The 14,088-nt window shown below is 62.8% G+C and carries 12 protein-coding genes and 1 riboswitch; of the genes, 4 read left to right on the plus strand and 8 right to left on the minus strand.

Annotated elements, in window-relative coordinates; genetic code table 11:
- Positions 1–43 precede the first annotated feature (43 nt).
- Both ACTHNE_RS16340 and ACTHNE_RS16345 read left to right on the plus strand, forming a co-directional pair.
- The gene (locus ACTHNE_RS16340) at positions 44–2,389 is read left to right on the plus strand and encodes a DPP IV N-terminal domain-containing protein (protein WP_440269805.1); all 2,346 of its coding nucleotides are present in this window, start codon (positions 44–46) and stop codon (positions 2,387–2,389) included.
- 4 nt (positions 2,390–2,393) lie between these two features.
- On the plus strand, positions 2,394–3,356 hold the full coding sequence (locus ACTHNE_RS16345; protein ID WP_324945451.1) for a hypothetical protein: 963 nt from the start codon (positions 2,394–2,396) through the stop codon (positions 3,354–3,356).
- A gap of 86 nt (positions 3,357–3,442) precedes the next feature.
- Here the strand turns inward: ACTHNE_RS16345 and ACTHNE_RS16350 are convergent, their stop codons facing one another.
- The gene (locus ACTHNE_RS16350; protein ID WP_440269806.1) at positions 3,443–5,287 is read right to left on the minus strand and encodes a M56 family metallopeptidase; all 1,845 of its coding nucleotides are present in this window, start codon (positions 5,285–5,287) and stop codon (positions 3,443–3,445) included.
- Between the two features lies 1 nt (position 5,288).
- Positions 5,289–5,675 (minus strand): BlaI/MecI/CopY family transcriptional regulator, encoded by a 387-nt coding sequence (locus tag ACTHNE_RS16355; protein WP_440269807.1) that lies wholly within the window; start codon positions 5,673–5,675, stop codon positions 5,289–5,291.
- Between the two features lie 191 nt (positions 5,676–5,866).
- Between ACTHNE_RS16355 and ACTHNE_RS16360 the strand changes: the two genes are divergently transcribed.
- Positions 5,867–6,535 carry a DUF2076 family protein gene (locus ACTHNE_RS16360; RefSeq protein ID WP_324937300.1) on the plus strand — a complete coding sequence of 223 codons (669 nt, stop codon included), beginning with the start codon at positions 5,867–5,869 and terminating at the stop codon, positions 6,533–6,535.
- 23 nt (positions 6,536–6,558) lie between these two features.
- A complete protein-coding gene (locus ACTHNE_RS16365) occupies positions 6,559–7,041 on the plus strand; it encodes a GNAT family N-acetyltransferase (protein WP_440269808.1) in 483 nt (160 codons plus the stop codon).
- Positions 7,042–7,381: 340 nt separating this feature from the next.
- Here the strand turns inward: ACTHNE_RS16365 and ACTHNE_RS16370 are convergent, their stop codons facing one another.
- The 6 genes from ACTHNE_RS16370 to ACTHNE_RS16395 all read right to left on the minus strand — a co-directional run bounded on the left by ACTHNE_RS16370 (position 7,382) and on the right by ACTHNE_RS16395 (position 13,935).
- On the minus strand, positions 7,382–8,389 hold the full coding sequence (locus tag ACTHNE_RS16370; RefSeq protein ID WP_324945114.1) for a ribonucleotide-diphosphate reductase subunit beta: 1,008 nt from the start codon (positions 8,387–8,389) through the stop codon (positions 7,382–7,384).
- 15 nt (positions 8,390–8,404) lie between these two features.
- Entirely contained in the window at positions 8,405–8,632 is a 228-nt protein-coding gene (locus ACTHNE_RS16375; RefSeq protein ID WP_324945112.1) for a hypothetical protein, read from the minus strand.
- A 77-nt stretch (positions 8,633–8,709) separates the two neighbouring features.
- Entirely contained in the window at positions 8,710–11,217 is a 2,508-nt protein-coding gene (locus tag ACTHNE_RS16380) for a ribonucleoside-diphosphate reductase subunit alpha (RefSeq protein ID WP_414649762.1), read from the minus strand.
- Between the two features lie 135 nt (positions 11,218–11,352).
- A riboswitch (cobalamin riboswitch) is annotated at positions 11,353–11,561 on the minus strand.
- Between the two features lie 105 nt (positions 11,562–11,666).
- Positions 11,667–11,963: a hypothetical protein gene (locus tag ACTHNE_RS16385; RefSeq protein WP_324945109.1), complete on the minus strand. Its 297-nt coding sequence runs from the start codon at positions 11,961–11,963 to the stop codon at positions 11,667–11,669.
- Between the two features lie 140 nt (positions 11,964–12,103).
- Positions 12,104–13,591 (minus strand): DUF2867 domain-containing protein, encoded by a 1,488-nt coding sequence (locus ACTHNE_RS16390; protein WP_440269809.1) that lies wholly within the window; start codon positions 13,589–13,591, stop codon positions 12,104–12,106.
- A 26-nt stretch (positions 13,592–13,617) separates the two neighbouring features.
- Positions 13,618–13,935, minus strand: coding sequence for a metalloregulator ArsR/SmtB family transcription factor (locus ACTHNE_RS16395; RefSeq protein WP_440269810.1), 318 nt, complete (start codon positions 13,933–13,935; stop codon positions 13,618–13,620).
- Positions 13,936–14,088 lie beyond the last annotated feature (153 nt).

Raw genomic sequence — 14,088 nt, forward strand, 5'->3', positions numbered from 1 at the left:
GGGAGGCCGCCGCGGCGGTCATGGCCTTTAAATGGGAGCAAACATGCGTTCGAAAATCGGCATGTCGCGTCTGCGTGGCGCGCTGGCAGGTGGACTGCTGACCCTGGGCGTGATCCCGGGCGCTATGGCTGCGGGCCGCACGCTGACCGCGCAAGATTATGCGCAAGCCGAGCGCTACATGGCGTACAACACCACGCCGCTGGTGGACCATATGGTGCACACGGTGCATTGGCTGGACGGCACGCATTTCTGGTACCTCGACCATGACGCCAGCGGCGATCACTACCTGCGCATGGATGCCACCAACGGCAAGGCCGCGCCGCTGCTCGACCAGGCCAGGCTCGCCGCCGCGCTGGCCAAGGCCGGCAAGAAGGACGTCAAGGCGGACAAGCTCGACATCACCGACTACCGCATCGCCACCGACGGGCGCGACGACATCGCGATCGGCGACAAGCATTACCTGTGCAATTTGCACGGCGCAGGCGAGTGCGTGGACAAGAGCACGCTGGTGAAGACCGGCAAGGAGCCCGGCGTGCTGTCGCCCGACCGCAAGCAGGAAGCCTTTATCCGCAACTGGAACCTGTGGGTGCGCGACGTGGCCACTGGCAAGGAAACCCAGCTCACTACCGACGGCGTGGAAAACTTCGGCTACGCCACCGACAACGCGGGTTGGCAGCACACCGACCGGGCGATCCTGGAGTGGTCGCCCGATTCCAAGCGGATCGCCACCTTCCAGCAGGACCAGCGCAAGACCGGCGACATGTACCTGGTCACCACCAAGCTTGGCCACCCGGAACTTCAGTCGTGGAAATATCCACTGGCGGGCGACGAACACGTCACCATGATCGAGCGCGTGATCATCGACGTGCCCACGCACGCAGTGGTGCGCGTGAAGATGCCGCCAGACCAGCATCGCTCCTCGCTGTGCGATGACGTGAGCTGCGGCCGCAACGGCGGCTGGGACGACGTGAAGTGGGCGCCGGACAGCAAGTCGCTGGCTTTCGTGTCCACCTCGCGCGATCACAAGCACGAAACCTTCCGCATCGCCGATGCGAAAAGCGGCGAAGTGCGCACAGTGTTCCACGAAGACGTCGCTACCTATTACGAAAGCGGCAACGGCGAAGTGAACTGGCGCTACCTGCCTGATACCCACGAAGCGATCTGGTTCAGCGAGCGCAACAACTGGGGCAACCTGTATCTGTATGACTTGAACAACGGCCAGCTCAAACGCGCGATCACCACCGGCCAGGGCAACGTCACCGAAGTGCTGCGCGTGGATACGAAGACGCGCACGGTGTGGTTCCGCGGCGTGGGGCGTACCCCTGGCGTCAATCCGTACTACCAGCAATTCTGGAAGGTGAGCCTGGATGGCGGCGAACCGGTGTTGCTCACGCCGGAGCCCTCCGATCACGAGATCAGCCTGTCCGATGATGGCAAGTATTTCGTCGACAGTTACTCCACCACTACGCAACCACCGGTGACGGTGCTGCGCGACGCCAGCGACGGGCACGTCATCACCACCGTGGCCAAGGCCGACATCAAACGCCTGCTCGCCACTGGCTGGCAACCGCCGCAACAGATCGTGGTGAAAGCGCGCGACGGCAAGACCGATCTGTATGGCCTGATGTTCAAGCCCTCGCATTTCGATCCATCGAAGAAATATCCCATCGTCGATTACGTCTATCCGGGTCCGCAGACCGGTTCGGTGCGCACCTTCGGTTTCGCGCCGGCCGAAGGCGACCATCAGTCGCTGGCGGAGCTGGGTTTCGTGGTGGTGGCGATCAATGGCATGGGTACGCCGTGGCGCTCCAAGGCGTTCCACGATGCATGGTTTGGCAAGATGGGCGACAACACGCTGCCGGACCAGATCACTGCCATCAAGCAACTCGGCCAGCGTTATCCGTGGGTCGATCTTGAGCGCGTCGGTATTTGGGGCCATTCCGGGGGCGGCAATACCACTGCCGACGCCATGTTCAGCTACCCGGATTTCTTCAAGGTGGGCTGGGCTGAAAGCGGCAACCACGACAACCGCCTGTACGAAGACGATTGGGCCGAAAAGTGGCAAGGCTTGCTGGTTACCAACAAGGACGGCAGCACCAACTACGACAATCAGGCCAACCAGCTGATCGCCAAGAATCTCAAGGGCAAGCTGATGCTGGTGCACGGCACGCTGGACGACAATGTGCCGCCGTACAGCACGCTGCTGGTGGTGGAGGCGCTGATCAAGGCGAACAAGGATTTCGACATGCTGTTCCTGCCGAACATGCATCACGGCTACGGCGTCGATACGCCGTACATCACACGCCGCCGCTGGGACTACTTCGTGCAATATCTCGCCGGCGATACGCCGCCGAAGGAATACGCATTGAAGCCCTGGCCCTGGAAATGATCGGATGAAGGCGAGCAGCCGCACAGTATTAGGTTTGCTGCTGCTCACCGCTTCCGTGCCCACGTGGGGCACGGAAGCACCATCCATCACCCGTTCGTTCGCCGCGTTCTGGTCCGCTGCCGAAGGAAAGCCTTTCCTGCAGCAGGAGGAGGCGTGGGGCCATGACATCGAAGCGCCGCGTCGCGACATCTACGACGCCGTGGTATGGGAAAAGCAACACGATCCCTATTGGCAGGCGCGCCGGCAGATCTGGTTGCGCGCGCGTTTTGCGCGCTATCCCGCATTGGCCGCCGGCATTCCCGCCGAGGTGCAGGCGTTGCAGGAAGCTATTGCGAAGCAGTCGATACGTTTCAAGGCGCTGTTTCCCGCTGCCGATTCTCACCCGCCGATCGTGATCCTGCTCGCGCCCAATTTCGATGCAAAGAGCGGCGTGCTCGCCGATGGCAAACCGGTGCTGGCGTTCGCTGCCGATTCTCTCTTGATGGAGCACGCGCAGCTCGACATCGTCGTGCCGCACGAACTCTTTCACCTCTATCACGCGCAACATGCGGGCATTCGCAACGACGGCGTGATCCCAGATGCCGAGTTGACCCTGCCGTTGTTCGAAGAAGGCCTGGCCACCTATGTGAGTGGCGAGCTTTCGCCTGGACATACGGATGGCCAGTTGCTGCTGGGGGACGAGCTTGGTGCCCTTCCCGCAAGCAGGCTGCCGGACATTGCGCGGCGTTTTCTCGCGGATGCGCACGGCAAAGCGATCGATCCTGCACATCCAGAACTCTTCAAGCGCTGGTTCAACGCCGCACCCAGGCCGTATCAGCAAGGCCTGCCCAATCGCAGCGGTTATTGGCTTGGTTTGCAGGTGATTCGATATCTGCGCCAGACGCATACGCTGGCGCAGATTACGGCATGGTCGCCAGAGCAGGCACAGATGCAGGTGATGGCGGCTTTGCAAAAGCTGGGCGCGTAGGTTGGGGTGCAAACCCCAACATCGTCATCTCCTTGTAATCGGATGTTGGGGTTTGCACCCCAACCTACGCTGCTTTTCGCGCCGTATTATTGATCAGCGGGCGTGGCCAAGCCTTTGGCGATCGCCTCACTCAGCAGTTTGTCCAGTTGCCGATCCGTTTCCCGCGAGCTCAGCTCTTGTTGCCTCGACATCGCATCCTCGTGCTTGGAAAGCTCGGCTTCCTGCTTGGACAGCGCCGCTTCGGCCTGATCCAGCTGCATGGCCTGGCGCTGCATCTCGGCTTGCTCCTTGTCGATGTCGCGAAGTGCTTCGTCCAGGCTTGCCTTTCCTCCGCTTTCCGCCGGCGCCCCGGCAGCGCGCAAAGCTTCGTGTTGTGCCTCGACGGCTGCACGGCGCCCTTCCAGTTCGGCTTGGCGCGACGCCAGCTCGCCCTGGCGTGCAGCCAGCGCCGCTTGCTGGCCGGCCAGTTCGCCCTGTTTACCGGCCAGTTCGCCTTGTGCCTGGGCCAGGCGCGTACCGGGCGCGTAAGCGGCTTCGGCTTGCTTGATGACATCTTTATCGCGGATCACATAGGACTTGCCGTGCTGGCGTAGCCATAGCATCGGTTCGTTGTGCTTGTGCAGGCGCTTGGCTTCGTTGAGGTCGACGTCGCCGCCATTGACGATCACCAGGTCGCCATCCAACAAGGCAAAGCCGTGATCCGCATCGGTGCGCGTGGCGACATGCACATGGCGCGCATGGAAGTCGGGTTCGGGCGCGGCCGGTGGCGCAGGCGGGGCAGGGGGCATGGGGGCCGGCGGCTCCGCAGGCAACGGTGGCGCGGCCGGCGCAGGGGGAGGCGGCGGCGGAACGGGCGGCACGTAGGCATCGCTATGGGTTACGGCTTGAGCCTTCGTCGCCGTGGCCGCCTGCTCTGCATTTGCCGCGGTCACGCGATAGGGCAGCACACCGATCACGGCGATCGCCGCGACCAGCAGCCAACTGCGCACGCGCGGTGTGGTTTCGTTTTGCTGCAGCATGATCAGTCGCCTTTTCAAGTTCTGGAAGGTGGAGGAGGCGCCAGCGAGACTGGCGTGCATGGGATCGACCACGCCCAAGCGCACCAGTAGATGACCGTACATTTGTGGAGCTGTGCCATGTCGACGCAGCACTTGCGCATCGCAGGCGGCTTCGCGGTACACCGCGTATTCGCGCATGGCCCAACGCACCAGCGGATGGAAGAAGAACAGGCGTTGCGCGATCGCCGGGATCCAGCCCAGCCAAAGATCGCCGCGGCGGATATGCGCCAGCTCATGCGCCATCGCCATCGCCAGTTCATCGTCGGACAGCGTTTGCTCCGCCGGCAGCAGTACCACCGGGCGCCACAAGCCGCTTACTTGCGGCGACACGATGGCCTGCGACGTGCGCAGCGCCGGAATGGTGCGCATGCCAAGCGCGCGCGCCTGTTGCGCGCACAGTGCTTGCAGAGCCGCATCGGCAACCGGTTGCGCGTGATGCAGCAGGCTGCGGTTTTCCAGCCATTGCCGGATTGCGAGCAAGCCCTGCAGCAGCACGGCGAAGAACCACGCGAACACGATCGCTTGCGACCATGACCACGTCATTGTTTGTGGTAACGGAGCGATCTCCGCATTCGGCGCTGCGACCACGGGCATGCCGCCCGCTACGTGCAATTCAGCGGCCACATGATCGAGCGTCGCGGCAGGTACTGGCACGGTCGGCGCCAACCAATGCAATTGCACGGGCGTGCTGACCGCCAGCCCCAGCAGCAACTGCGCAGCGACCAGCCACCACAGCATGCAGCGCACGGCGGGCGATAGTTTCGGCAGCCAGCGCACGATCAGCCATAGCGCGCCGATCAGCACGGTCGCCTGCGCGGAGGTCCAGGCGAGGCGGGGAAGCACGGCATCGGCCAGCGCGTTCAAGGTATCCATGTCAGCTGTCCTTCCGCCGTGATTGCAGCTTGCTCACCAGCGCTTCCAGCTCGGCCAGTTCGTTGTCGCTGACTTCGCCCTTCTGCGACATCCATGCGACGAATGGCGACAGCGACCCGGACAAGGTCTTTTCCACGAATTGCCCGACCGCATTGCTCAGGGCTTCGCTGGGGCCGGTCGCCGTGCTGTAGCGATAGACGCCATCAACGTGGCGCCGTTTCAGATACAACTTGGCGCGCAGGCGTTCCATCATCGTCAGCACGGTGGAGCGGGCCAGGCCGCGCGCTTCGCCGAAATCGGCGGCGACTTCGCCTACGGTGGCGTTCTCGTGCTCGGCCAGATAGTGCAGGAGCGCCAGCTCCTGGTCCCCGATGGATGGCTTGGGCATGACGGTCGGTTCGTGACTACAGGTGTAGGCACGCTACGCCTGACTACAGATGTAGTCAATAGGCCGAACGCCTAAGGAATCGTGAATTGCGGATATCAACCACGACGACCGGCACGCTTGAGGTCATACATCCCGCGCATACTTCTGCCCTTGCCGGCATCCTGCCGTCATAAAAAGTAACCGGTGACCTCATGACTCCCCAGGAACAACTACTTCTCGACGATTTCCTTCAGCGCCTGGCCGCCGTCAGCGGCGTGGCCAAGGACGCGCAGGCCGATGCGCTGATCCATCAGCGCCTGGCCAACCAGCCCGATGCGGTGTACCTGCTGGTGCAGCGTTGCCTGTTGCAACAGCACGCGCTGGATGCGGCGAAGACGCAGATCGCGCAGTTGCAGGCGCAGGTGGCCGGACAGCAGCAGGGCGGCAGCTTCCTGGGCGGCCAGCCGCAATCGGCATGGGGCGCTGCGCCGCCGCCGTATCCTCCGCAGCAGCAGGCCGCGCCGCATGCGCCGAGCTGGCGCGAGCGTTTGTTTGGCAGCAGTGCGCCCGCCGCGCCGCAAGCTGGTGGTTCGAGCTTCTTCGCCAACGCGGCGACCACGGCGGCAGGCGTCGCCGGTGGCATGTTCCTGTTCGACGGCATCGAAAGCCTGCTGGGCGGTCACCACGGTGGCGGCCTGTTCGGTGGCGGCTTTGGCGGCGGTCAGCCGGAAGTGATCGAGAACGTCACCGAGAACAACTTCTTCGACAACGGCAGCAACAGTTTGCCGAACGGTGGCGATCAGGATTTCACATCCGACAATTTCGATGATGCCAATTTCGATAGCAGCGGTTTCGACGACGACAGCAGCAGTTGGACGTGATGGGTGGCGTACGGGACGCCACCGTGCAAATAAGACATGCCGCCATCACGGAAGTGGATGCGCTCGCGCAGTTATGGTTTGACGGTTGGCAGGATGCGCATGCCGCCATCCTGCCCGAAGCGTTGCGGCGGCTGCGTACGCTGGAGAGTTTCAAGGAACGCCTGCTGCGCGGGCTGGCCGAAGTGCGCGTAGCGGGGCCTGCCGATGCGCCGCTCGGCTTCTGCATGGTGAAAGGCGACGAACTGTATCAGCTGTTCGTTTCTGCACAGGCGCGCGGAGCGGGCGTGGCGGCTGTCTTGATGACGGATGGTGAGGCACGCTTGGCCGAGCGAGGCGTGAATACGGCATGGCTGGCCTGCGCCATCGGCAACGAGCGCGCTGCACGGTTCTATGGAAAAAGCGGCTGGCACCACGTCGGATCGCAGATCATCCAACTGGAAACCACCGCCGGGGCGTTCGATCTGGAGGTGTGGCGTTTCCAGAAGCGCTTGCTACCTGGAGCGTAGGTTGGGGTGAAAACCCCAACGTCACCATGCATGGGCTTGCGAAGCAGGCATAACACAACGTTGGGGTTCGCACCCTGAAATATCCCCACGTTTTTCACCTGATATGTTGAGCGAAATCAGCGGACTAACCATTTCTGTGCGCAATCGCTCATATCGCCTCACCGTCATTCCGGCGAAGGCCGGAAGCCATCGCCAGTACGAAGCATGGATTCCGGCCTTCGCCGGAATGACTTTTGGGCTTTTTTGGCGGCCCTCCAGCATGAACGTTTTCGTTTTTGCAGAGAAAGAAGCGCTAAGCAAAAAACGTGGGGATATTTCAGGGTTCGCACCCCAACCTACGTCAGAACGACATGTCGAACGCGACTTCGCCTTCCACGCCCACCTGGTACGCCGACACGCGACGCTCGAAGAAGTTGGTGACTTCCTGCACGTCCTGCAGATCCATGAAATCGAACGGATTCTTCGCGCCGTACTTTTTCGGCAGATCGAGCTGGGCCAGGCGCTGGTCGGCGCAGTATTCCAGGTACTGGCGCATGTCCTTCACCGACAGACCTGCCACGCCGCCGGAGAGCACATCTTCGGCGAACTGCGTTTCGCAGGCGATCGCTTCTTCCAGCATCGATTCCACTTGCGCACGCATGTCTTCGTCGAACAGGTCTGGCTCCTGCGCGCGCACCGTGCGCACCACTTCGAACGCGAACGCCATATGGCCGGACTCGTCGCGGAACACCCAGTTGGTGCCCGAGGCCAGGCCATGCAGCAGGCCGCGTGAACGCAGAAAGTAGACGTAGGCGAAGGCGGCAAAGAAGAACAGTCCTTCGATACAGGCGGCGAAGCAGATCAGGTTGAGCAGGAACTGCCGGCGCTGTTCGCGCGTTTCCAGCCGCTGCAGGTTCTGGATGGAATCGATCCACTTGAAGCAGAACGCACCCTTCTGCTTGATCGAAGGAATATTCTCGATCGCAGCGAACGCCTTGTTGCGCTCGTTCGGATCAGGAATGTAGGTATCGAGCAGGGTGAGGTAGAACTGCACGTGCAGCGCTTCCTCATACAGCTGGCGCGACAGGTACATGCGCGCTTCCGGCGCATTGATGTGCTGGTACAGGTTCAGCACCAGGTTGTTCGCCACGATGGTGTCGCCGGTGGCGAAGAAGGCGACCAGGCGGTGGATCAGGTGGCGGTCGGCGTCGGTCATCTTCGATTTGAGATCGGTGACGTCGAGCGAGAAATCCACTTCCTCCACCGTCCAGGTGTTCTTGATCGCGTTGCGGTACATCTCGTAGAACTCCGGATAGCGCATCGGGCGCAGGGTGAGTTCGAAGCCGGGATCGAGAATGTGGTCGGCCATGGTGGTTCCTTGGAGTTAGTCGAGCTTGCGCGCGTAGTTGTCGCGCACGAAGCGGCTGATATAGGTGGAAAGCCCGACGCCCGCTTCGGCCAGCCGCTGCATGTTGCGTACATGCATGCGGCCGGGCTTGGCGTCGGTGTATTCGTAGGTGCCGTCGTGGATGAAGCGAACCAGGATGAAGCCCTCGCCGATCGCATAGGCGCTCACGCCGGAGCGGCCGCTGCGGTTGCGGTAGGGTTTCATGGTCGGCATGGGTGGCATGAACTCACGAAGATGTCTAAATCGTCATTCCAGCTTTCGCTGGAATGACGGTGCTGGGACTACTGGCAAGCCTCGCAGTACTCCGGATTCTCCAGCGAGCAGAACACCGCCGCGGTGGCGGACTCCTGTGCGTCGGGCGCAGGTGCCGCAACGGCCGAGGCGGTCACCGTGGTCTTGGCGATCTTGGTCGCCGGCCGCGAGCGCAGGTAGTAGGTGGTCTTCACACCTGCCTTCCACGCGTACATGTACATGGAGCTCAGCTGCCCGATGTTCGGGTTCTCCATGAACAGGTTCAGCGACTGGCTCTGGTCGATGTACGCACCGCGTGCCGCGGCCAGGTCGATCAGCGCTTTCTGCGGCAGCTCCCACACTGTGCGATAGATCGCACGCAGGCGCTCGGGAATCGCGTTGATGCCCTGGATCGAACCTTCCGCCAGCTTGATCGCATCGCGGATTTCCGACGTCCACAAGCCGAGCGCCTTGAGCTCGTCGACCAGGTAGCGGTTCACCACCAGGAAGTCGCCCGACAGCGTTTCGCGCTTGAACAGGTTGCTGACCTGCGGCTCGATGCATTCGTAGCAGCCGGCGATCGATGCGATCGTTGCGGTGGGCGCAATCGCGATCAGCAGCGAGTTGCGCAGGCCCTTCGCTTTGATCGCTTCGCGCAGGGCTTGCCAGCGCGCCGTATCGTGCGGTTTCGCGCTCGGCCAATAGTCGAACTGCAGTTCGCCGTTGGCCGCGCGGCTTTCATCGAAGCCCGGGTGCGCGCCGTGCTGCTCGGCCAGTGCGTTCGACTGCGCCAAGGCGTTGTAATAGATCTCTTCCGCGATGCGCGTGGACAGTTCCAATGCTTCGGCCGAATCGAACGGCAGACGCAGCTTGAAGAACACATCCTGCAGGCCCATCACGCCCAACCCTACCGGGCGCCACTTGCGATTGGCGGTGGCGGCGGTGTCGATCGGATAGAAGTTGAGATCGATCACGCGATCGAGCTGGCGCACGGCGGTACGCACGGTGCCGGCGAGCTTGGCGAAATCGAACGCGCCATCGACCACGTGGCGGGCGAGATTGATCGAGCCGAGATTGCACACCGCCGTTTCGCCGGCCGAGGTCACTTCCAGGATCTCGGTACACAAGTTCGACAAGTGGATGACGTTGTCCGGCTTGGCCGTCTGATTGCTGGTGGCGTTGCTGCGATCCTTGAAGGTCATCCAGCCGTTGCCGGTCTGCGCCAGCGTGCGCAGCATACGCGCATACAGCTCGCGCGCCTTCACCGTCTTCACGGCCAGGCCATCGGCTTCAGCCTGGTGATACGCGCGCTCGAACGTCTCGCCCCAGGTATCGATGAAGTGCGGCACGATCTTCGGATCGAACAGCGACCAGTTGCCGTCGTGCTCGACGCGGCGCATGAATTCGTCGGGAATCCAGTTGGCCAGGTTGAGGTTGTGCGTGCGGCGCGCCTCGTCGCCGGTGTTGTCGCGCAGTTCGAGGAATTCCTCGATGTCCGCGTGCCACGGTTCCAGGTACACGCAGGCCGCGCCTTTGCGCTTGCCGCCCTGGTTTACCGCGGCGACGGACGCGTCCAGCGTTTTGAGCCACGGCACCAGGCCGTTGGAATGACCGTTGGTGCCCTTGATCAGCGAGCCGCGCGAACGCACGCGCGAATACGCCAGGCCGATGCCGCCGGCGAACTTGCTGAGCTTGGCGACGTCGCCGTATTTCTCGTAGATCGACTCCAGCGAATCGAGCGGCGAATCGAGCAGGAAGCAGGAGCTCAACTGCTCATGCGCGGTACCGGCGTTGAACAGCGTCGGCGAGCTGGCGATGTATTCCAGCGAGGAAAGCAGGCGATACAACTCCAGCGTTTCGCCGATCTCGTTGCCACCCAGCGCACAGGCGATGCGCATGAAGAAATACTGCGGCGTCTCGATCACCTTGCGCAATTGCGGATGGCGCAACAGATAACGGTCGTACACGGTGCGCAGGCCGAAGTATTCGAAGCGGCGCGTGGCGTGCGGATCGATCGCGTCGTTGAGCTTGCGCGCGTTGGCGGAAACGAAATCGCGCAGGCGCGCATTGACGATGCCAAGTTCCGCGCCGCGCGCGATCGATTGCGAGAAGCTCTGGATTTCCTGTCCGCTGACTTCCTTGTCGATGAACGCGCCAAGCAGACGTGCCGCAAGCTGGCCGTATTCGGGTTCTTCGGCGGTCAGCGCCGCGGCGGTGCGGATGGAAAGCTGGTCCAGCTCCTGCGTGGTCGCGCCGTCATACAGGCCGCCGATGGTCTTCAGCGCCACGCGCAGCGGATCGACTGCGTGCAGGCCTTCGGCGCTGCGCGTCACCGCGCGCACGATCTTGTTGACGTCGACAACTTCCTGGCGGCCATTGCGCTTGGTGACGCGCATCTGGCCGGGGTTGTGCGGAGGGGTGAGAGCGAATGGGGCTTCAGCGGTAGCGGACATCGTTTCGGGGATGGCAGTGGCCGGCACGTGGGTGTCGGCGGAAAAAGCGGCGGCTTCCACGCGAACGTCGGTGCGCTCGCGCGATTCGGTATCGATAGGTTGCATGTCGGACGCTCCAGGCTGTGGAATCGGTCCGGGCCGGAAACATCCGGTTCGTGCGGACCGACTCCTTGGGACTCAACCGCCTGCTCCCGCGCGCAGGGCTGAGGTGGCGGCGTGCCGTCACCGGCGGCAGGGCGCTCCGGCCATGCCGTGTCGGCAGGTCTTCGGACTTGCGGATGTGCATCGTGCGATGCGCCTACTCGCCCCGCTTCCCGGCCGTTGCAGGCCAGTGCGTACTTTGGGCTTTCGTCTCCGCTTACCGCTGCGGGGCAGTTCCGGATTTCCACCGGATTCCCTAGCCGCCCACGACATGATCGGTGGCGGCGACCGACGGGGCACAACATATCGGGGTGGCCTGGATCGGTCAACCCAATAATTTGTGGATAGCCGGTGGATAAGCACCACGAAGCCAGGCGCGGCGCGGGCTTGCGTGAACTAAGAATTTTTCGGGGCTAATGCCAGATGGCCAGGATCATCCCCAGCCACATCAGGATCAGCCCCGCCGCGAAACTGCGCCGCGCCGGCGCGATGCGCTCGACGGCGTCCTCGGGCACCGGCGTGGTGGCGATCCAGATCGCCGCGCCCAGCGCCATGAAGCTGAGGAAGGCCAGGCACACCACCGCGATGTCGCGCGTGTTCCACGGCGTGGGCTCGTGCACGCCCCAGTAGCCGAGGAAGGCCATGCCCATTGCGGACATGGTGGCGGACGCGGAGCAAAGGCCAACGACCGAACCGGTGGGTGCGCGCATGGTCGACTCCGCGGTGAGGAGGGATGGATCGTAGCGCAAGGGTAATGCTTGCCGAAAACAGCCCCCTCCCCTACGTGCAGTAGGGGAGGGTTGGGGTGGGGTGAAGCAACCTCGCGAGGTACTTCAACCATACGGCAAGCTCAAACAACCCCACCCCGGCCCTCCCCCCGGATCAAGTCCGGGGCAGGCTCTGCAAGCAGGGGAGGGGGTTCCATCTGCCGCTCAAGTTGTCCATGCAACAACTGCTCAACCGCCTGCCGCAACAGCGTAGGCGCGATGTAGCGCTGATGGACGTGCTCGATCACCGCCATGTAGACATGCCCGAACAGATTCGTGCAGTGCACCCGCGTGCCGAGGGTGAAGTCGACGCGATCACCAGTGATGACCACACCCACGCAGGAACGAAATTGCAGATGCTTGTCGTTGGCGCCCAGGACCACCTGGCATTGCGTATCCGCGGCGTCGATGGCCTGCTCGCGCACCGGAAAACCTGCGAACACGTTATCGCTCGGCGGCGATAGCAACGAGGACACCGGACATCCCAGCGCCGACGTGCGCAGCCCCAACGGTTTCACCAGCAGATTGCGCAAGCGCATCAGGGCGCTGACGCTTGGCGGTGGGCTTTGTACGAAGGCATCGAGCAGGCCCGCAAGCAACTTCTTCGTGCCGAGGCGCGAAAGCGATGGTTCGAGCATGCTGATCAGGCAATGGTCCTCGTAGTGGATGGGGCCATCGTTCAGCTGCCCGCGCAGCAGCGAATCGGCAGGCGCGTCGGTGAAGGCGATGACCTTGGGCTCGCTGTTCCACCCATAGCCGACCCGGTTTCCCCATCTCGCCAGATAAGCTCTCAGCCCGCCGACCGTGCGGCGCACGATGTTGCACAAGGCACTGTGCCAGGTGCCTGCCGGCGCATCGAGCGACAGCGCGATGGTCGGCAGCGAGGCGAGCGAGGCATGGCGCAACAGCGCGACGACGCTCGGCGGCGGCAGTTCGGTCAGGCCCGGAAGCGTCGCCTGGTTCGCCATTACCTGTTGCTTCAGATCGTCGGACAACGCGCCCCCCAGTTCATTGGTATGGCAGGAAATGGCGAACAAGGCCGGATGGCGCGTGTTCTCCTTGAGCGGCGTGAACTGATGCCAGGTGCCGCCGCCGAAGCGCACCGTGAAAAAGCAATCCGGCGGAATCTCCACGCAACGCATGGCGGCAACGAAGCGGGCGGGATCTTGCGCGATATCGGCATCCGTCGCGGTAGAGAAACGCAACCGCGCGCCGCCGCTGCCGGATACGGCAGTAAACACACGATGTCCCGCATGCCGATGGAACGGATGGCCGTTGGCGCCGACGGTGAACGTATATAACGAGGTGGCATCGCCCTGCTGCAGGTTGGTGTCGCCGATGCGCGCGGACGGTTCGTCCAGTTCATCGCGGAAGCTGTCGTGACGGCGCTGCCTGGCCGTCACGTCGACGAACAGCTTGTCGCCCGCGCCATGCCCGAGCTGTCCGATCAGCAAAACTTCAATCGGCAATCCGCCGCTGTGTGCAGCAGCCAGGCGCACCGACGGAAAACTTCGCACGGTGCGCGGCGACGGCGAGAGCTTCAAACCCGGAACAGCCTGTGCAACCGACATGACCATCCTCCTGCTGGAATAGTGGTTCAGGCCTTCCGTTTGGTGGAACGCTGGTGTGCCTCGCGCTTCAGCGGCCGGCCGCGCGGACACAGCTCGAAGGCGAAGCCGGTGAGTGTGTTGACCAGGTTGTCGCGATTGAGCTGGTAGTAGACGTACTGGCCGCGCCGCTCGCTGTTGACCAGGCCTGCCGTTTCCAGCACCGAAAGATGGCGTGACACCGCCGGTGCGCTCATCGCGAAGCGTCCGGCGATTTCACCGGCGGTGAGTTCCTGCTCGGAAAGATAGGCGAGTATTTCGCGTCGCGGGCGCGAGGCGAGTGCTTCGAAGATACGATCAATGACCATAGCAATTAAGCAATTAACATATTTGCTAAATATTTAGCAGAGATCGGTCGTAGGCGTCAAGGCCCGGCGAGCTGAGGTGTCCTGTAGGTTGGGTTAGCGCCGCGTAACCCAACAAATTCGAGGGGGCTAGTTTGGGTAAGCTGCGCTAACCCA

This window comes from Dyella sp., assembly GCF_051954575.1.
GTDB lineage: Bacteria > Pseudomonadota > Gammaproteobacteria > Xanthomonadales > Rhodanobacteraceae > Dyella_B.

Bases quoted from the DNA above. Each gene is read 5' to 3' on its own strand.
- ACTHNE_RS16355 (WP_440269807.1), bottom strand. From the start codon at position 5,675: ATGCCCAAGCCATCCATCGGGGACCAGGAGCTGGCGCTCCTGCACTAT.
- ACTHNE_RS16350 (WP_440269806.1), bottom strand. From the start codon at position 5,287: ATGGATACCTTGAACGCGCTGGCCGATGCCGTGCTTCCCCGCCTCGCC.
- ACTHNE_RS16345 (WP_324945451.1), top strand. From the start codon at position 2,394: ATGAAGGCGAGCAGCCGCACAGTATTAGGTTTGCTGCTGCTCACCGCT.
- ACTHNE_RS16385 (WP_324945109.1), bottom strand. From the start codon at position 11,963: ATGCGCGCACCCACCGGTTCGGTCGTTGGCCTTTGCTCCGCGTCCGCC.
- ACTHNE_RS16395 (WP_440269810.1), bottom strand. From the start codon at position 13,935: ATGGTCATTGATCGTATCTTCGAAGCACTCGCCTCGCGCCCGCGACGC.
- ACTHNE_RS16390 (WP_440269809.1), bottom strand. From the start codon at position 13,591: ATGTCGGTTGCACAGGCTGTTCCGGGTTTGAAGCTCTCGCCGTCGCCG.
- ACTHNE_RS16380 (WP_414649762.1), bottom strand. From the start codon at position 11,217: ATGCAACCTATCGATACCGAATCGCGCGAGCGCACCGACGTTCGCGTG.
- ACTHNE_RS16375 (WP_324945112.1), bottom strand. From the start codon at position 8,632: ATGAAACCCTACCGCAACCGCAGCGGCCGCTCCGGCGTGAGCGCCTAT.
- ACTHNE_RS16360 (WP_324937300.1), top strand. From the start codon at position 5,867: ATGACTCCCCAGGAACAACTACTTCTCGACGATTTCCTTCAGCGCCTG.
- ACTHNE_RS16340 (WP_440269805.1), top strand. From the start codon at position 44: ATGCGTTCGAAAATCGGCATGTCGCGTCTGCGTGGCGCGCTGGCAGGT.
- ACTHNE_RS16370 (WP_324945114.1), bottom strand. From the start codon at position 8,389: ATGGCCGACCACATTCTCGATCCCGGCTTCGAACTCACCCTGCGCCCG.